At 44.6% G+C, this 17,647-nt stretch carries 16 protein-coding genes and 1 tRNA gene; 4 read left to right on the forward strand and 13 right to left on the reverse strand.

From position 1 onward, the window contains the following. Positions 1-121 precede the first annotated feature (121 nt). Complete coding sequence (gene dnaT / locus CPY98_RS05095) at positions 122-685, forward strand: primosomal protein DnaT (protein ID WP_043491554.1); 564 nt, start codon at positions 122-124, stop codon at positions 683-685. Positions 686-705: 20 nt separating this feature from the next. Beyond that, entirely contained in the window at positions 706-1,434 is a 729-nt protein-coding gene (dnaC, locus tag CPY98_RS05100; RefSeq protein WP_369828314.1) for a DNA replication protein DnaC, read from the forward strand. Positions 1,435-1,452: 18 nt separating this feature from the next. On the opposite strand, the gene CPY98_RS05105 is transcribed toward dnaC, so the two are convergent. Continuing rightward, on the reverse strand, positions 1,453-2,178 hold the full coding sequence (locus CPY98_RS05105) for a UDP-2,3-diacylglucosamine diphosphatase (RefSeq protein WP_096386611.1): 726 nt from the start codon (positions 2,176-2,178) through the stop codon (positions 1,453-1,455). Between the two features lie 11 nt (positions 2,179-2,189). Next, a complete protein-coding gene (gene ppiB, locus CPY98_RS05110; protein WP_004847094.1) occupies positions 2,190-2,684 on the reverse strand; it encodes a peptidylprolyl isomerase B in 495 nt (164 codons plus the stop codon). Positions 2,685-2,982: 298 nt separating this feature from the next. Here ppiB and cysS point away from each other — a divergent pair, with 298 nt between their 5' ends. After that, on the forward strand, positions 2,983-4,368 hold the full coding sequence (gene cysS / locus CPY98_RS05115) for a cysteine--tRNA ligase (protein ID WP_096386614.1): 1,386 nt from the start codon (positions 2,983-2,985) through the stop codon (positions 4,366-4,368). Between the two features lie 68 nt (positions 4,369-4,436). On the opposite strand, the gene ybcJ is transcribed toward cysS, so the two are convergent. From ybcJ to folD, 3 genes are all read right to left on the reverse strand, one after another. After that, positions 4,437-4,649 (reverse strand): ribosome-associated protein YbcJ, encoded by a 213-nt coding sequence (gene ybcJ / locus CPY98_RS05120; RefSeq protein WP_025800580.1) that lies wholly within the window; start codon positions 4,647-4,649, stop codon positions 4,437-4,439. Positions 4,650-4,835: 186 nt separating this feature from the next. Continuing rightward, entirely contained in the window at positions 4,836-6,203 is a 1,368-nt protein-coding gene (locus tag CPY98_RS05125) for an NAD-dependent succinate-semialdehyde dehydrogenase (protein ID WP_043491561.1), read from the reverse strand. Positions 6,204-6,479: 276 nt separating this feature from the next. Next, entirely contained in the window at positions 6,480-7,337 is an 858-nt protein-coding gene (gene folD / locus CPY98_RS05130) for a bifunctional methylenetetrahydrofolate dehydrogenase/methenyltetrahydrofolate cyclohydrolase FolD (RefSeq protein WP_025800582.1), read from the reverse strand. 204 nt (positions 7,338-7,541) lie between these two features. Between folD and CPY98_RS05135 the strand changes: the two genes are divergently transcribed. Continuing rightward, positions 7,542-7,618: transfer RNA gene (locus CPY98_RS05135), tRNA-Arg, on the forward strand. Between the two features lie 303 nt (positions 7,619-7,921). Here CPY98_RS05135 and CPY98_RS05140 read toward each other — a convergent pair. From CPY98_RS05140 to CPY98_RS05175, 8 genes are all read right to left on the reverse strand, one after another. Continuing rightward, the gene (locus CPY98_RS05140) at positions 7,922-9,655 is read right to left on the reverse strand and encodes a flotillin family protein (RefSeq protein ID WP_096386618.1); all 1,734 of its coding nucleotides are present in this window, start codon (positions 9,653-9,655) and stop codon (positions 7,922-7,924) included. Positions 9,656-9,690: 35 nt separating this feature from the next. Continuing rightward, positions 9,691-10,329, reverse strand: coding sequence for an OB-fold-containig protein (locus CPY98_RS05145; protein WP_096386620.1), 639 nt, complete (start codon positions 10,327-10,329; stop codon positions 9,691-9,693). A gap of 435 nt (positions 10,330-10,764) precedes the next feature. After that, on the reverse strand, positions 10,765-12,282 hold the full coding sequence (locus tag CPY98_RS05150; RefSeq protein ID WP_226930114.1) for a sigma-54-dependent Fis family transcriptional regulator: 1,518 nt from the start codon (positions 12,280-12,282) through the stop codon (positions 10,765-10,767). A 135-nt stretch (positions 12,283-12,417) separates the two neighbouring features. Beyond that, positions 12,418-13,701 carry an amino acid permease gene (locus CPY98_RS05155; RefSeq protein ID WP_096386623.1) on the reverse strand — a complete coding sequence of 428 codons (1,284 nt, stop codon included), beginning with the start codon at positions 13,699-13,701 and terminating at the stop codon, positions 12,418-12,420. A gap of 163 nt (positions 13,702-13,864) precedes the next feature. Continuing rightward, complete coding sequence (megL, locus tag CPY98_RS05160; RefSeq protein ID WP_025800585.1) at positions 13,865-15,058, reverse strand: methionine gamma-lyase; 1,194 nt, start codon at positions 15,056-15,058, stop codon at positions 13,865-13,867. A 320-nt stretch (positions 15,059-15,378) separates the two neighbouring features. Then, the gene (locus CPY98_RS05165; RefSeq protein ID WP_046359258.1) at positions 15,379-15,819 is read right to left on the reverse strand and encodes an N-acetyltransferase; all 441 of its coding nucleotides are present in this window, start codon (positions 15,817-15,819) and stop codon (positions 15,379-15,381) included. A 330-nt stretch (positions 15,820-16,149) separates the two neighbouring features. After that, positions 16,150-16,641, reverse strand: coding sequence for a FidL-like protein (locus tag CPY98_RS05170; RefSeq protein WP_025800587.1), 492 nt, complete (start codon positions 16,639-16,641; stop codon positions 16,150-16,152). 12 nt (positions 16,642-16,653) lie between these two features. Then, on the reverse strand, positions 16,654-17,472 hold the full coding sequence (locus CPY98_RS05175) for a winged helix-turn-helix domain-containing protein (protein ID WP_051874092.1): 819 nt from the start codon (positions 17,470-17,472) through the stop codon (positions 16,654-16,656). Positions 17,473-17,647 lie beyond the last annotated feature (175 nt).

Raw genomic sequence — 17,647 nt, forward strand, 5'->3', positions numbered from 1 at the left:
TGGACTGGTAATATATCGCCAGATTGCTCTGGGCTAAAAATGCCTAGGGTGCAGGGTATTTGGGCGGTATGCACCATTGTTAGCTTTATCAGTTCACACTTCATCAGAGTAAAAAGAAAACATGTCTGTCAAAATTTTGGCCTCCTCCATTACGAGCTTAGATTCATTTAGCCGCGATCCAGCGACGGCATTAAAATCCGGCGATCGCGGAGTAATGACTGTGCTCGATAACAACATGCCAATTTTTTACGCCGTGACGCCTGAGAGAATGGCTGAGCTGTTGGCCATTGAGGAAGCGGCTGGCCGCGCAAATTCAGATGTCACTCTTGAAGAATCTCTGTTTAATGATGATTTTAGCCATGACGTTGCCGCGCCTGTCGCACAGAATATTCCAACGCCGTTAGGCAAATTTGTGATGTACGCTGGATGGCAGCCCGACGCTGACTTTTTGCGCATGGCGGCAATGTGGGGGTGCATTTTGACCTCACCGGTGACTCCAACCGAATTGGCCTCCTTTGTTGCCTATTGGCAGGCGGAGGGGAAAGCCTTCCATCATGTGCAATGGCAGCAGAAACTCGCACGCAGCGTGCAGCAAAATCGCATGAGCAACGGTGGTCAGCCAAAACGCGATATCAATGACATAGGCGAACAAGATTATTCCATCCCTAAAGGTTTCAGAGGTTAATGATGAAAGACGCCGCTAGCATGAACCTGATGCAGAGATTGAAGAAAATGATGCCTGCTCACGTTGAGCCAAAGTTTACCAACGCTGAGGAATGGCGTGTTTGGCAGGAAGAAGAAGGGCGTAAACGCTCAGAAGCCATTTCGCGTGAGAATCAGGCAATGAAAATGCAGCGCGTTTTCAAGCGCTCTGGCATTCGCCCCCTGCATATGAACTGTTCTTTTGATAATTATCGTGTGGAGTGCGAAGGGCAGCGCATCGCGTTGGAGCGTGCTCGCCAATATGCTGCTGAATTTGACGGTAATATCGCAAGCTTTGTGTTTTCTGGTAAGCCCGGCACAGGAAAAAACCATCTGGCCGCGGCCATTGGCAACGATCTGATTTTACGCAATAAGTCAGTGCTAATTGTCACCGTGGCGGATTTGATGTCAAGCATGAAGGGGACGTTCAGTGGCAACAGTGATACCACCGAAGAACGCCTGTTAGAGGATCTTAGCGCGGTGGATTTGCTGGTTATTGATGAAATTGGCGTACAGACCGAATCTCGCTATGAAAAAGTGATCATCAATCAAATTGTCGACCGTCGCTCATCGTCTAAACGACCAACCGGTATGCTGTCTAACCTAAATGTGCAGAGCATGAATACGTTGCTCGGCGAACGCGTGATGGATCGCATGAGCTTAGGTAACAGTTTATGGGTTAATTTTGATTGGGAAAGCTATCGTAGCCGCGTCGTGGGCAACGAATACTAGCGTCAGTTTGAGGCGCTTTTAGAAAGGGAACTCAATCAGTTCAATACCTGCGGGCGTAACGCTTATCATCGATCCTTGATAGTGCCATGCGCCCAGTACGGCCCGTTTTGCAAGCTTACCGTCCGGCATGGAGATATCATGAATCGCTGGGCGGTGAGTATGCCCATGAATCAGCCACTCGGCCTGATTTCTCTCTAACGCTTCTATAACCGCATGTGGATTGACGTCCATGATGGCGTCAGATTTATCACCGTTGGTCATCTGGCTGCGATCGCGCATTTTGGCCGCGATATTTAAGCGTGTACGCAGAGGTAGCCATAAGAACAACGTTTGAATAAGCGGATTGTGCACTTTACGGCGGTAGCGCTGGTAGTCTTTATCGTCGATACACAGCGTATCACCGTGCATGATGAGAATGCGGTGTCCATAAAGTGTTAACAATGTTTCTTGAGGAAGTAACGTCATACCGCATTCCTGCGCGAAACGTTTACCTATCAAGAAATCACGGTTGCCGTGAATGAAATAGCACGGTACGCCAGAAGCCGTTAGATCGCGTAGTGCTTCGGCGATTTCACGGTGCAGCAGTTGTGGATCGTCGTCGCCAATCCAGTATTCAAAAAAGTCACCGAGAATATACAAAGCCTCAGCCTGATAGGCATCGCGCTGTAAAAAACGCAGAAAACCGGCGGTAATCGCCGGTTCCTGTTCGCTAAGATGCAAATCTGCAATAAATAGCGTACGCATCAAGAAAGCGATTATTCGCTTACGGTGACGCTTTTGATGATCACGTCTTCACGTGGAACATCTTGGTGCATGCCGCTACGGCCAGTAGAGACTGCTTTGATTTTGTCTACTACGTCTAAGCCTTCAACGACTTCGGCAAAGACGGCATAGCCCCAACCGTCTGGACGTTCTGAACGGAAGTTCAGGAAATCGTTATCAACCACGTTAATGAAGAACTGCGCAGTTGCTGAATGTGGGTCGTTGGTACGCGCCATTGCTAGCGTGCCACGGGTGTTTTTCAAACCGTTGTTCGCTTCGTTTTTGATCGGAGCTTTGGTTTCTTTTTGTTTCATGCCAGGTTCGAAGCCGCCGCCCTGAATCATGAAGCTGTTGATAACACGGTGGAAGATGGTGTTGTCGTAGAAACCTTCACGGCAATATTCCAGGAAGTTGGCAACGGTAGCCGGTGCTTTGTCGTCAAAAGTTTTGATGACGATGTCACCGTGGTTGGTGTGGAAAGTAACCATATCAATAATCCTGTTTTTTTGATGTAGAGGACGAAAGAATGCGATTGTAGCCGATGCGCAGGGCGCTGACACCCTTTTGTCGCAGTTAGCGTATCGCCTTTCTTAACGGTACATCACTACGATAACGGAAATACCCCTTGGGCTGCAAAACTCTGTGAAAATCGAAAACGTGAAAGAGCACAAAGAAGAACACAGGAAATCGGTACCCAAACGGGTGAAAATAGGGGTTATTCTTGCAAACGGCCTTTCTTCGCGGTTCAATACACCTAATATTATGTCAAACATCACGGATGCCCCGATGCTAAAGATTTTTAACACACTCAGTCGTCAAAAAGAGGAATTCAAACCTATTCACGCCGGTGAAGTCGGTATGTATGTGTGTGGGGTAACCATTTACGATCTGTGTCACATCGGTCATGGCCGTACATTCGTTTCTTTTGATGTGGTGGCGCGTTATCTACGCTATTTAGGCTACAACCTTAAATATGTGCGCAACGTGACGGACGTAGATGACAAAATCATCAAGCGTGCGGTGGAGAATGGCGAAACCTGCGAGCAGTTGACCGAGCGTATGCTGGCGGAAATGCACAAAGATTTCGACTCGCTGAATATCGCGCGTCCCGATCTTGAGCCACGTGCGACGCACCATATTCCTGAGATTATTGAAATCGTAGAATTGCTGATTGAGCGCGGCCACGCTTACGTTGCCAGCAACGGCGATGTGATGTTTGCTGTTGATACCGATCCGGACTATGGCTTGCTGTCTCGACAGGATCTGGATCAGCTGCAGGCAGGCGCTCGCGTTGAAATTGCCGACGTGAAACGCAATCCGATGGACTTCGTACTGTGGAAAATGTCGAAACCGGGTGAGCCAAACTGGGAGTCTCCTTGGGGCCCTGGTCGTCCTGGATGGCATATTGAATGTTCAGCCATGAACTGCAAACAGTTGGGTGCACATTTCGATATTCACGGTGGTGGTTCTGACCTGATGTTCCCGCACCACGAGAATGAAATTGCGCAATCAAGCTGTGCACACGACGGTCCCTATGTGAACTACTGGATGCACTCCGGTATGGTGATGATTGACCGCGAGAAGATGTCGAAATCGCTGGGCAACTTCTTCACTATTCGTGATGTGTTGCAGCACTATGATGCTGAAACCGTGCGTTACTTCCTGATGTCAGGGCACTATCGTAGCCAACTGAACTATAGCGAAGAGAACCTGAAGCAAGCACGTTCTGCTTTGGAACGTCTGTATACCGCGCTGCGTGGCACCGATCCTCACGCTGAGCCAGCCGGTGGCAAGGTCTTTGAAGCCCGTTTTCGTGAAGCGATGGATGACGATTTCAACACGCCAGAAGCGTATTCTGCGCTGTTTGATTTGGCGCGTGAAGTTAATCGCCTGAAATCAGAAGATATGGCGCTGGCTAATGCCATGGCGGCAGAGCTACGTAAGCTAGCGAAAATCCTTGGCCTGCTGGAGCAAGATCCTGAAGTATTCTTGCAAAGCGGTGCGCAAGGTGACGATGGTGATGTGGCCAAAATTGAAGCGTTGATCAAGCAGCGTAACGATGCTCGTGCGGCAAAAGATTGGGCGATGGCCGATTCGGCGCGCGATCAACTGAATGAGCTAGGCATTGTGCTCGAAGACGGCCCGCAGGGGACGACTTGGCGTCGTAAGTAAGGCGTTAGATTTACCCAATAAAAAAGCCGGCTTATCCGCCGGCTTTTTCATATCAAGCATAATAGAAGTTACGCTTTGACCTGCACGCTCTGACCGTTATAAGTCACCGTCTGGCCGTCAAGAATTTTGCAGCGTTTGCGGGTTTCGATCTTCCCATCAACTTTCACATAGCCGTCAGCAATGGCGTTTTTTGCCGCCGCGCCGCTGTCATTCCAGCCTTGTAGTTTCAGCAGATCGCACAGTTCAACGTGCGGATGGTTTTCCAGATGGAAGATTTCCATGGTGTTATCTCTTTATTCTTTGGGAGTGATTCGTTCGAGATGCCGTAGCCATCATACAGCCAATATATGACTATCAATATACGGCGGGCAATACGCTATTATGCCAGTTTGCGCGCGATGGCGCATAGCTAATCTACGAAGTGCGGGTGCGTTGCACACCCGCAGAGAACTAACCCCAAGAATAAGTTAAGCCACAACCACCAGTTTTTGGTTCGTGAACTCTTTAATCCCAAGATCGGCTAGCTCGTGACCATAGCCTGAACGTTTTACACCACCAAACGGCAGTTCTGGCGCAGTACCGCTCAAGGTATTGATAAATACCATGCCGGTCTCAATGCGTGAGGCCATTTTTTTGCCGCGTTCAATGTTGCCTGTGAAGATGGCACCACCCAGCCCGTAGTGTGAATCGTTCGCCAAGCTGATGGCTTCATCGTCACTCTTCACAACGAATACCATGGCGACTGGGCCAAAGAACTCTTCGAAATAGGCTGGGTTATCACGCTTAATATCGGTGAGGATTGTTGGTGGATAGAAATAGCCTTGTTTATCCACCGTCTTGCCGCCTAACGTGGCTTTTGCGCCGTTTTTGACTGCTTTATCAACCTGCTTAACCAAGTTCTGCAATGCGCTTTTAGACGACAACGGCCCCAATGTAGTGCTCGGATCGAGTGGATCGCCCATTTTTACAGATTCCAGCTCTTTGGTAAAACCAGCAAGAAACTTATCAGCAATCTTTTCATGAATAATAAAGCGTTTGGCAGCGGTACACACCTGACCCGCATTTTGCAGGCGAGCCTGAGCGCCTACTTTTATCGCCTTGTCGAGGTCGCAATCATCAAGAACCACAAATACGTCATTCCCACCAAGTTCCATGGTGGATTTTTTAAGGTTCTTGGCCGCCTGTGCAGCCACCACGCTACCCGCTTGTTCGGAACCGGTAAGCGCAACGCCGCTGACACGATCGTCATCGATAATGCTGGCAACTTGATCCTGAGAGATGAACAGATTGGTATAGGCACCTTTAGGGGCACCAGCCTGAGAGACCATCCGTTCGAAGGTTTCTGCGCAGTGGGGGACGATGCTAGCGTGTTTCACCATCACGCTGTTACCAACGGCCATATTCGGGGCTAATACACGCATAAGCTGGTAGAACGGGAAATTCCAAGGCTCAACGGCCATGATGATGCCAATGGGATGATGTTCAACCCATGCGTCACCGAGTGATGAAGGGTATTTGACCGGTTTGAGGAACGCTTTAGCGTTATCTGCATAATATTGGGCGATTGCGGCGCAAATCTTAACTTCCCCACGGCTCTGTTCAATCAGTTTACCCATTTCTTGGCTGATCGTTTTTGCCAGTTCTTCCTCGTGTTGGGTAAATAGCTCAGACAGCTTGCTAAGAACGTTAAGACGTTGAGATATATCGCCTTGTGCCCAGTCTGATTTATAGAGTTTGTGCGCGGTTGCTAAAGCGGATTCGACATATTTATCGTCGTGCTGCGGATATTCTTTGATGAGTTTGTCGGTATAAGGGTTGATTGTCTGGTATGGCATGATGGCTCCTTATCGGTATAGATCATGTTGACGAAGACGAGTTGGATATTCTCCGAGATAGGTGATTGAACGGCATGATGTTTATGAACGTTAATGGAACAACTGAGATTAACGAGTTCACGACTCAATCGCTGATGTGTAATAACTAACTATAGGCTGGAATCGTATATCTACAAGGAAATGAGGTGAGACTAAGAATTATCTTGCCGCGTGGTCAACCGCTATAAATGAATAAAGCCAGTCAATGACTGGCTTATATTGAGAGTGGTTTGCTGCTTAAATATCGTGAAACTCTTCGCAGGCTTGCAGGGTATTTTGAATCAGCGTTGCTACGGTCATTGGTCCAACGCCACCCGGTACCGGCGTGATCCAACCCGCGCGCTCAACGGCTACATCAAACTCAACGTCGCCAACGACTTTCCCACTGGCTAAACGATTGATCCCTACATCGATCACCACGGCGCCTGGTTTGATCCATGCACCGGGAATAAAGCCTGGTTTACCCACTGCAACCACGACCAAATCGGCATTTTCAACGTGCTTTTGCAAATCCTTGGTAAAGCGATGAGTAATGGTGGTGGTGCAACCGGCTAACAGCAGCTCAAGTCCCATAGGACGACCCACAATATTCGATGCACCAACGACCACTGCATTCAAGCCATAGGTGTTGATTTCGCAGCGTTCTAGCATAGTGATAATGCCGCGAGGAGTGCATGGGCGGAGCTTTGGTGAACGCTGGCATAAACGACCAACGTTATAAGGATGGAAGCCATCGACGTCTTTATCTGGGCTGATTCTTTCCAGCACTTTCACGTTGTCAATACCGGCAGGCAGCGGAAGCTGAACCAGAATACCGTCGATAGTGTTATCGGCGTTGAGGTCATCGATCAAACTTAATAGCTGCTCTTCGCTGGTGGAAATCGGCAGATCGTAAGATTTTGAGATGATACCGACTTCTTCACATGCGCGGCGTTTGCTGCCGACGTAAATCTGCGAGGCAGGGTTTTCGCCTACTAATATTACTGCCAGCCCAGGGGCGCGTTTCCCCTCAGCCAAACGTTGTTCTACGCGCACAGCCATCTCGCTTCTAACCTGCTGCGCAATCGTTTTACCATCAATAATCTTTGCTGCCATCAGTGACGAAATCCATCAATATTGTTCAAGCGGGGGAGGGCTTCTATTGTGTCAGATGCAAAGCGTGCTGTCAGGCAAAGAATAACCATAAAATAACCAAGTGGATGATCAAACGGACAAAAGACATTGACTCAAACCGTGCTGACCGTATAATCCAAATCCGCTGCACGACCCGACAGAGAGCAACAGCTCTACCGTCTCAGTGCGCCCTTAGCTCAGTTGGATAGAGCAACGGCCTTCTAAGCCGTAGGTCACAGGTTCGAATCCTGTAGGGCGTACCATTAAAATCAATAAGTTATAAGTAATCCTCGCATTTAATTCTCAATCACTAGTCAAACTGTAAGCTAAGTTAACAAAATTCCTATCGTCGTTTTTAGTCCTTTCATTTATCCATTCTGCATGGTGTGGCGGCGGGTGTCCCAAATTAGTGGTTTGTTCTAACGTTCACCTAAAAGCCCTAGCAAGTTTTTTCAAACCTGCGTAAGGCCAATGGGTTACTCGAATTCAGTTTAGGCCGTATCAGACTCTTTTCTCAATATGCTACTGATAAGCACGTGGCACGGCCTCGGTGTGCAGAAAATAGCTTAAGCAGGTAGCGGAGCGTTTTCGTTGCCAACAACCGATATATTTTCTTGTACTGGATGTTCAGTCGCCGTCAGATCTGCATGACCAAGCGTGTTGGGTAATGCCGCGGTGAGCGCAGCTAATGAACCACCCGAAAGGCCGACTTCTTTGAGCAAGGAGTCTACAATCGGCGCATGTGTACGGTAGGATAACGCGGCCGTCATGGCTTGTTCCGCGAGATTGCCGCTGCCGCCATTGCTGTTTGGTTCTGACGAACTACCGGCTGTAGCTGGACCATTACGGTTTAAACCGTCAACCTGGATTATTTTGATTCCGTCGATAGATTTCATTGGCTCAACGGATTTTTCAATGATGCTAGGCAAGGACTGTAATAGCGCCAGTTTGAATTTTAAGCTGGTCTGATTATCAGACAGTATATTAACCGCATCATTTAACGCCCTCTGAGCTTCAGCTTCAGCAAGTCCTTTTTTCAATGTTGCTTCAGCAAGTTTAATGATGGCGGATGCTTGCAGCTCTGCCGCTTCCTTCTCGGCTTGAGCTTTTAGCGTTAGCTGTACGGCTTCAGTTTCTGCTGATTGTTTAGCAACGATTAGCGCAACCTGCTTGGCACGATCTGCCTCGGCCGTTTCTCTAGTTGTCACCACATGCTCTTCGGCTCGTACTGCCTCGGCTAATGCATCGTTTGCTCTTGCCTGAGCTTGAGATTGCTGTTCTGATTTACTGGCAATAGCAATATCTTTGTCCTGTGCAGCAATTTCGGTAACTTGTTGTTGTTCAATTTCTTTTATTCTAATTTCACGTTCAGCTTCAACTTTGCGAGTGCGTACAGCCTGTTCTCGTGCGATTTCTGCTTCCTGAATCTGGCGTTCGGTACTAATACGGCTCTGCTCCGCTTCTCGACGACGTTCAGCCTCGAATACGGCAATATTAGCGCTTTGCTCAGCGCTACGGGTTTTAACCTGCTGCTCTTGGTCAAAGGTCATGAATGATTCTTGCTGCTCAATTTCTAGCTTACGTGACATGGCATCGCGGTTCTTTTCACGTACGGCAACTTCTATATCTTGTTCAACTTCATTACGTTCGCGGCGGCGGCGTTCGGTTTCCTGAGTGAGCTTGGTTAGGCCCTCAGCATCAAACGCATTGTTAGGATCGAAGAACTCCTTTGAGGTTTGGTTAAAGTTGGTTAATGAAACGCTTTCCAGCTCAAGGCCGTTCTTAGTTAAATCTTCAGCGACCGTATTTTGCACACCTTGAACGAAGTGTTCACGGGTGTCTTGGAGGTCATGCATGGTCATTTGTGATGCCGTTGCACGCAGCGCATCTACAAATTTGTCTTCAATAAGGATGCGCAGATCTTCCGGTGACAGCGTTCTTTGTCCTAACGTCTGTGCCGCGGTTGCGATGCCTTCAATGGTTGGTTTTACACGTACAAAGAATGCGACGACCACATCGACTCGCATACGATCTTTGGTGATCAGGCTGTCTTTCATAGAGCGACTGACTTCCAGCTTGAGGGTATTCATATTGATGTGAATAAGCTCATGAAATATAGGGAGTACGATAGCTCCTCCGCTCATGACAACTTTCAGCCCCCCTAAACCGGTTCTAACAAAAGATTGCTCTGCTGAAGCGCGCTCATAGAGCCGAGAAAAAATAATCCCGATAACCAACAATACGATTAATACACCAAATGAAACAAATCCCCAATAAGGGATGTTATCCATTTCAAACATAATATTTCCTTTTGATATCATTAAGTAATATAGGTTTACAGCAAATTAGGCCAAGGGTTTTTACTTGCTAAAAATCGCGCTGCCGATATTTGGGCAATAATGAGTACGCGTTCTCCTCGGGTAAAAATAACGTCTGAGTTTTCTGGTTCGATCAAAAAATAATGGGATTGTCCGTAGGCATCGATAAATTTGCATTCGGCTGACATCCCTGGCTGGCCTGCTGATTGAGTCACGAGAGCCATTGAACCAATAAAACTATCTTCTGACACAGCAAAGGATTCATCTTTTGGGAGATATGGGGCGAGCCATCGCCCTATGAAATGTAAAGTAGGCAACGATAGTACAAATGAAATCAGAGCCATTAACCCTGCTGATAGCGGTGTTTGAAGCAGGCTAATCATTAAATATTGCCCGCTGATGCCAATAATAGCAAAGCTACCCAGCAGTAAAACGAGCGTAACCAATAGCGGAAGTTTGCCAATGTGCAACCAGCTCAGCGCCTGCACTAACAGGTTATCCCCAGTGGCGAGATCAAGATGAGTTCCTATGGAGGAATCTATATGACTAAATGCGCTAGCGCCTATTAACAACGATAGAATTTCTAATACACCAAGTGAAATGATGAACGCGAGTGCAAAGAGAAAAGGGGCGTTATAGGCTGAGAGTAGTATCACTAGGGCATCCTTTCTGTGTATATCCGTAATATTTTCTATTCTAACGTTATTTTTTTATTTCGGATACGGAGGAGAAGAGATATAGGATAATGACGTGGAAAGATAAACTTTACGAATATTCTATGGTGAATCATCAAGGTTTAAAGTTGCTAGTGTCAACTTTCCAATCTTTGAGGTGCTAACCAATTATTATTTTAATGCAAACCAGACTGCCGAAATAAAATGGTGATAATAAACATCTTCGCGATATAATAATATTTAATTGGATGCTGTGGTAGTTGGGGAGCTTAGTTCTGGTTGTGAATAAATTACTCATATCCCCATTGTTATAAGAGTAATTCATTCTGCAAATGTTGGGAGCCTAAGTTGAAGGGGAAAGGAATTTTATCCATATAAAACATAACTATAATAAAAAACATATGAATTCCGAAGAAGCTATTTTTTGTTGCGAGACAGCAAATGCTCTAAATGATATTGCTTAATTTTATTGAGCACCGTGGTGTGTGATAGCCCCACTTGGCTTGCGACCTTCCTCGCAGAACCCAGCGAAACAAGATATTTCCTAATAATGTCGCGCTCTTGTTTTTCTATCATCGCCTTAATGCTGCCATTGTGTATATGTTCTTCTAGATGCTTATTTTCAGGCAGTGGGATATCAGTACCCGCGATTTCTTGTTTCTCTGCTAATAGCATGGTTCTAAGTAGGATATTCTTTAATTCACGTACGTTGCCTGGCCATGAGTACGCAGTTAGCGTGGCGAGAGCGCTGGGCAACAGCGTTAGTTTTTTATCCAGTTCTTGGCTGTATTTTTGGAAAAAATAACTGACGAGTGGAAGAATATCTTCTTTGCGATCTCTAAGTGGCGGGATGACGATAGGCAGAATATTGACACGATAATAGAGATCTTCGCGAAACAGCTTCTGTTCAATCAGGTGTTCTAGATTTTGGTTGGTGGCTACGATCACTCTCACATTCACATGCTGTGTCTTGAGTCCTCCCACGCGCTTAATCATTCCGTCTTGCAGCACTCGTAGTAGCTTGCTTTGAAGGGAAAGAGAAAGCTCACCAAATTCATCAAGAAAAACAGTGCCGTGATTGGCACTTTCAAACAAGCCCATCTTGCCGCCTTTAAGTGCACCGCTAAAAGCACCGTATTCGTAGCCGAACAGTTCGCTTTCAACTAAAGATTCAGGAATTGCTGCGCAGTTTATCGCTTCAAAAGCATTGTTCCGCCGTTCGCTGGAGTCGTGAATAGATCGTGCAATGAGCTCCTTGCCTGTACCTGTTTCGCCCCGAATCAGGACGGTGTATTTACTTTGCGCTATTTTGCGTGCTGCGGCTAAGCAGTCAGCCATGATAGGGCTTGCGTAGATGAGTTCATCGAAATCAGAGGATAGCTTTTTACTCTTGGGTGTATGTATTAGAGATGTATTCTTGGCCGTACCAAGAATAATATTGGCACCCGTAATTTTGTTATTGTGTAATACAGGGCGGATAGTGCAGCTAATTATCTCCCCGGTGATCTTGTTTTCTATTTCTTTAGTGCTGACTTTCCCACAGCGAAAATCTTTAACTTCTTCCCAATCAATCAGTGCAGATATATTTCTGCCAATCATTTCATGGCGTAATAAGCTGAACACTTTTTCTGCGCTAGAGTTAAAGTCATTAATAACGCCGTAGTTTGAAATAACAATGTGGGCAAAGTGCGAAGAGGGTGATGTAGCCGGTTCGCCATTAGCAGGATATATGCTTAAAATGTCATTATTTATCAGTAAATTACCTAGTAAGTATTGAAGTTTTTTTTCCGAGGGAATGCTAAAGCGAATGAAAATTTCACAAGATGATACGTGCATTGAATCAATATAAACATCCATGTTTCTGAATTCACTAATCACATCAGCAATCATAGCTGTGCGATCGATAGTTTTTATATTCCACCCAACGGTAAGCATGATAACCACCAGAGTCAAATGTATGGCGACTATGGTAACAATGTTTGGTCGTTGAGCAATTGCAGATTGTCCGGCGAGTGATTTGGTACCCGCCGGACATCACAATACTGAGATATTTTTGGAATGGACTAACCGCTATTCGAAAAATTTAAGGAAAGGTGATATGACCAGCAGTATGCCAAACGCTAACACACACCATGTTTGCACTCCTTTGAATTTATGTAGTTTTTTAACTTTATAGACAAGATAACACGGGATTAAACATGATACGATGCCGTAGAGTGGGCTGCCGATATGGAAGAAGATCACCACGGAGAAACCAAGAGAAACCCAAGCAAACAGTAGCAGAACAATAAAAATATAAACGCCTAGCCCAAGCGCTTTATGGTTGATTCTATCTTCTGGAATGAACCGTTGGATGATATTAACTAAAATACCTTTAACGGCTTCTTGAAAACCTAAATAGATACCCAAGAACGCTGTTAATACTGCGAAGATATTTAGCAGCGTTGTCATCACGTGGACAAGCGTTCCGGGGATAACCTTTGCTGCCATGGCGAGAGCAGAAATATTCAAGTTAAAGGCTTCTACGGCCTGCTCGTGGCTCATTGAGAAGGTAAAAGAGAATGAAAAGAATATTATTATACTAATAAGGATAATATAGGAAATGCGATGTACGCGGATGGCTTTATAAGTGGCAAGCTGCTTATCCTTCTCTCTTTTTCTATAGGCAATGTTCATTGGATTTAAGATTTGTACAAACACAGCAGAGAAGAAAGCAAAAGGAGCCGTTAACAACACGTCTCGACAAAAAACACCCATTTCAGGGAATGCGGTAATATTATTCAAATCCCAGTGAGGGATCATCACTAAGCCGAGTAGGATAATAATGCCCACTTTTATGACAACCATCGGCCCTGATATTTTAAATAACAAGCGTTCACCGCGAGAAGCAATAAACACTAGCACCATAAAAACGATGAGTTTATATACAGCAGAGTTAGACAGAATCTGATCCGTTACCCCAAACGTTTTTAAATATGAAGCACTATCGTAAATAACTGAAATAGAATAGATAAACATGCCGTGGACCAGCATGATGAAATAGATGATCCCCAGAGCTATGCCCCAGTTTTTGCCAAGGTACTGGGTGATAATGTTGGAGTAGTCTTCACAGATATCGCTCTCTGAGAGCGTTTTCATATAAAGATTCTGTAGCATGTAAGTAGCAGGGTAGGCGATTAAAAATGCGACAATAAATACCCAAATACCTTTCAAACCGATTTGTACTGGAACTAATACGGTTCCAGCCCCAATAGCCATGCCGATGCACAGTAATATCCAGCCAATGTCATAGGCCGTGAGAGGAACGCTTTTGTATTGCCGCTTTGTTTCACTTAGGGAAGCAATGGTCGACATGAGTTACTCCTGTCTGAATAATCGAGAGAGTCAAAATTGCAGCGGGTGCCTATCTGTTTTATATGTGCGCACTCGGCTGTTTCCCCTATGTGCAGCCACGGCATGATGAAAGTTTTCCCTATCGTGTGGGGCAGTGGCTGCTTAGAGGACAAATGAGTAAAGGTTAATAAATCGCCTTATTAAAGGCTTGTTCGAGGTCAGCGATGATATCTTCAGGATCTTCAAGTCCTACAGATATTCTTATTAGGCCATCGGTAATACCGGCTTTCATTCTTTCCTCTGGTAACATAGGTGAATGCGTCATAGAGGCTGGATGCTGAATCAAGGTTTCAGTATCGCCAAGGCTGACTGCAAGCAGGCATAGCTCAACGGAGTCCATCACTGTTTGCCCCGCTTCAACGCCCCCTTTGATTTCAAAGCTAATCACAGCGCCAAAATTCGACATCTGTTTTTTGCCCAATTCATAGTTTGGGTGTTCTGGCAGGCCGGGATAATAAACCTTTGTGACGGCAGAATGCGAGGATAAAAATTTTGCCACCTGCATGGCATTCTGACAATGGCGCTCCATGCGCACGGCCAATGTTTTTAATCCACGTAGCGTGAGCCACGCGTTGAAAGGACTGATGCAGCCACCTGTTATATCTTTAACGCCGACAAAGCGCGCCTGATTGATGAATTCTTGGTCGCCTACGATCACGCCACCAATTACATCGCCGTGCCCATTAATATATTTAGTCACGCTGTGAACTACGATATCTGCGCCAAATTTAAGTGGGTTTTGACAATAGGGTGACATAAACGTGTTATCGACGACTAATAATGCATCGTTTGCATGAGCGAGTTTGGCGCTTTGCTCGATATCGATAATGGATAAGGTAGGATTGGCAGGAGTTTCAATATAAATCACTTTGGTATTCGGTTTTATTGCTGCTTTGATGTTCTCTATATTGGCAGCATCGACAAAAGTAACTTCTATCCCGAATTTAGGCATGCTGTGCGATAACAACGCATGGGTACAACCATATATTGCCTCAGAAGCAACGATATGATCGCCTTGTCCGCATAGTGTTAGCAGCGTTGATGAAATAGCGGCCATCCCTGATGCGGTGGCAAGCGCAGCTTCGCCTCCCTCTAACATGGCAATTTTTTCCTCAAGAGCCGTTTGCGTTGGGTTTCCAAGGCGTGTGTAGATATATCCGGGTTCCTCAAGGGCAAACCTAGCGGCGCCTTGTTTAGCGTTTTCGAATACGAATGTAGAAGTCTGAAAAATAGGGGTGGCTAGCGCACCGGTTGTTGCATCGGGATGCTGTCCTGCATGGATGATTTTAGTGTTATAGCCTTTGTCGCGCAGTTCCATACTTCGTTGCCTCATTAGGTTAGGTAATGTCCTAATGGATATAGCAATGGCTGTGCCAGAATTTAATCTATTGAAGTATATGTATTTTATTATATATTAATTCTTTTATGTCAATTTTATCACCAGTGGTGGAAATGTTATTTACAGTATAGAAAATAGTTTTTAAAATTTAAAAATAACAATCAATCTATAAAATAAAATAGAATTTTAAATCAAGATTAATTAATGTGTTTTATGATTAGCGTGGTAGATGTTTAGATTAGAAGGAGGGGTTGGGGCTCCATTCATTATTAATACGCAGAAGCCCCAGATTATTTTTATTAAACTAATTTATTATAAACGTAGAATGCTTCGTCGCGGACATACCCGTTACTTTCGTAGAGTGCCTGTGCTTTTGTATTATCAGTGGCAGTACTAAGCATAATGAAAGCAGAGTTTGTTTCTTTTGCTAACTGATCAGCACGTTCAATGAGTTGTTTAGCAACACCGTGTTTTCTTGCCTCTGGCGCTACATACAAATCATAAAGTAACCAGATTCGTTTCATTTCTAGTGAGCAGAACAGCGGATAAAGCTGAGTAAAGCCTACGGCTTTTCCATTATCTTCTACATAGTAGATGACTGATTCACCGAGCGTAATACGGTTTGTCAGAAATTCTTCAGCAGCTTCTTTAGATTCGCTGACCTCATAAAATTTGCGGTATCCAAGATATAAAGGAAGGATTTTTTTAACATCTTCTGGCTGGGCTTTTAAAATTTTCATTGTGTATCCTTATCTTGATAAAGAAAATATTATAACACTCGCACAATGTTGTATTTAGTACGTATATTCAATACGAAATAAGTGTAGCGTAAAAAACTATCTGCTTGTGATAATTTTTATCTTTGTCACAGGATTGAATAAATACGTATCATCTAATACATCATTAAACCGATGAATTTATGATATTGCGTCGTACGCTTCTTTTATATTTATAAATAGAAAATGGATGTTTTTGGTGTAAATATCTAAAAAAATATATTTTATAGATTTTTATACTGATTAATCGATGAATATCACCTTTTTTTAGCTATTTTGAAGAAGGTAAGACCGTTAAGATTTATCAACGCACATAATAATAGGGCTGTACATATTGCCAATGCTATAAGTGTTACTGTTAGCGCGGCGCACAATATACACTAAATCAGCGTTCGGTTTCCCAGTGATGTTGTTTTCGATAAGCTGCGTTGGGGTGTTGTCACGTGCTGCTATATGTTGTGCGTTTAATTTTATTGAAAGTATATTGTTAGTGTCTTTAGGTTGGTATTGGAATCCAACTTCTCTAGCAACATAATAGGTAGTTCCATTGTATTCAGCATCGCCAGATAATCCGATATATCCAGTTGAATCTGGTTTAAAGCGAACTAAAACGGTGCCTGAAAAATGAAAGGGTACATTTTCATTATCTCGGTTGGTGCTAAGTTTAAGGGTAGATTCACAAAATATATCGAGTTTTTCCTTATGTGATGCGGTATGCGGTGCAAAATAAACCCACAATGCAAAAATAAGATTAATTGCCAAAACAACACCGAATATTTTTTTCATCGTATTCATCACTTAATTAGTATAGTTGCTATGGCAGCTGGAATACTTGTCATCATTTATCTGTTCACAGATAGTAACGAAGATCATTGCTTTTTTACCCTGAAGTGCAGAATCCCCAACTTTAAGATAAATATCGCTGCCTAAGCGACAGCTGAGATCTGAGTTTTTTAAGCTATCATTCGCTAGGGCGAGAAGCTTATCTCTATTCGTTCTATCGGTATGGTAAAAGCTGTAAACTGGACATGAATCTATTTTCCCGACCAGATAGCGGCTTTCGAAAGAAGGGGGCGGAGTGACTGAGAGAAAATAATAGATTCCGTTGGCGATAGTTAAGAAAACCAAGGCAATTATGATGAACTTCTGCCACTTATTTTTTACTACAGCCTTAGACTGTGGTGCTGCTGTGGATAGTGCTTCGCCTGTATCTGTAATAATCTCAGGCGCTGCTATTTCTGCTGTTGAAGGTTCAATGGGCAAAGAGCTCTCAATGGTGACATCGATATCCTTGCTGAACATAAAGCCAACCGTGGGAATCGTCACGATCACCACTTCTTCGATGCCAAGATCGGCAAAGTTGCGGCGAAGCATGCTGACATACTGGTTTAGGCTATTGTTAGACGCTTTTAAACCATGAGCGTCCCAAACCTGTTCAAGTAGCTCATCGCGTTGCAGGATGCTGCCATGATGTGCGATAAGTAGGCTAAGTAGGCGGTTAGCCGTTGGTGCTAGCGTGATCTCACCGGTTGAAAAATAGCTCGGATCGTCGCTGATGAGCTTTATGCTACCGTCATCTGGGGTATAGATAATAGAGTGACTGATTCGGTAGATCATAATCTCACCAGAACATTTATAGTTTAATAGAGTATAAGTGACAGATAACAATATTATCAAGATATGTATTGAGATCTTTTTTTTAATAAAAATCTGCAACGAGATAAACTTTCATACGTAATACACAGTAATTGAATGGTTATTCAATCATTATTTTCACTGTAAGAATAATCTA

The organism is Hafnia sp. CBA7124, from assembly GCF_002355555.1.
Classification (GTDB): Bacteria; Pseudomonadota; Gammaproteobacteria; order Enterobacterales; family Enterobacteriaceae; genus Hafnia; species Hafnia alvei.

Coding starts and splice junctions, on each gene's coding strand:
- dnaT (WP_043491554.1), top strand. CDS start 122: ATGTCTGTCAAAATTTTGGCCTCCTCCATTACGAGCTTAGATTCATTT.
- dnaC (WP_369828314.1), top strand. CDS start 706: ATGAACCTGATGCAGAGATTGAAGAAAATGATGCCTGCTCACGTTGAG.
- CPY98_RS05105 (WP_096386611.1), bottom strand. CDS start 2,178: ATGCGTACGCTATTTATTGCAGATTTGCATCTTAGCGAACAGGAACCG.
- ppiB (WP_004847094.1), bottom strand. CDS start 2,684: ATGGTTACTTTCCACACCAACCACGGTGACATCGTCATCAAAACTTTT.
- cysS (WP_096386614.1), top strand. CDS start 2,983: ATGCTAAAGATTTTTAACACACTCAGTCGTCAAAAAGAGGAATTCAAA.
- ybcJ (WP_025800580.1), bottom strand. CDS start 4,649: ATGGAAATCTTCCATCTGGAAAACCATCCGCACGTTGAACTGTGCGAT.
- CPY98_RS05125 (WP_043491561.1), bottom strand. CDS start 6,203: ATGCCATACCAGACAATCAACCCTTATACCGACAAACTCATCAAAGAA.
- folD (WP_025800582.1), bottom strand. CDS start 7,337: ATGGCAGCAAAGATTATTGATGGTAAAACGATTGCGCAGCAGGTTAGA.
- CPY98_RS05140 (WP_096386618.1), bottom strand. CDS start 9,655: ATGTTTGAAATGGATAACATCCCTTATTGGGGATTTGTTTCATTTGGT.
- CPY98_RS05150 (WP_226930114.1), bottom strand. CDS start 12,282: ATGCTTACCGTTGGGTGGAATATAAAAACTATCGATCGCACAGCTATG.
- CPY98_RS05155 (WP_096386623.1), bottom strand. CDS start 13,701: ATGTCGACCATTGCTTCCCTAAGTGAAACAAAGCGGCAATACAAAAGC.
- megL (WP_025800585.1), bottom strand. CDS start 15,058: ATGGAACTGCGCGACAAAGGCTATAACACTAAAATCATCCATGCAGGA.
- CPY98_RS05165 (WP_046359258.1), bottom strand. CDS start 15,819: ATGAAAATTTTAAAAGCCCAGCCAGAAGATGTTAAAAAAATCCTTCCT.
- CPY98_RS05170 (WP_025800587.1), bottom strand. CDS start 16,641: ATGAAAAAAATATTCGGTGTTGTTTTGGCAATTAATCTTATTTTTGCA.
- CPY98_RS05175 (WP_051874092.1), bottom strand. CDS start 17,472: ATGATCTACCGAATCAGTCACTCTATTATCTATACCCCAGATGACGGT.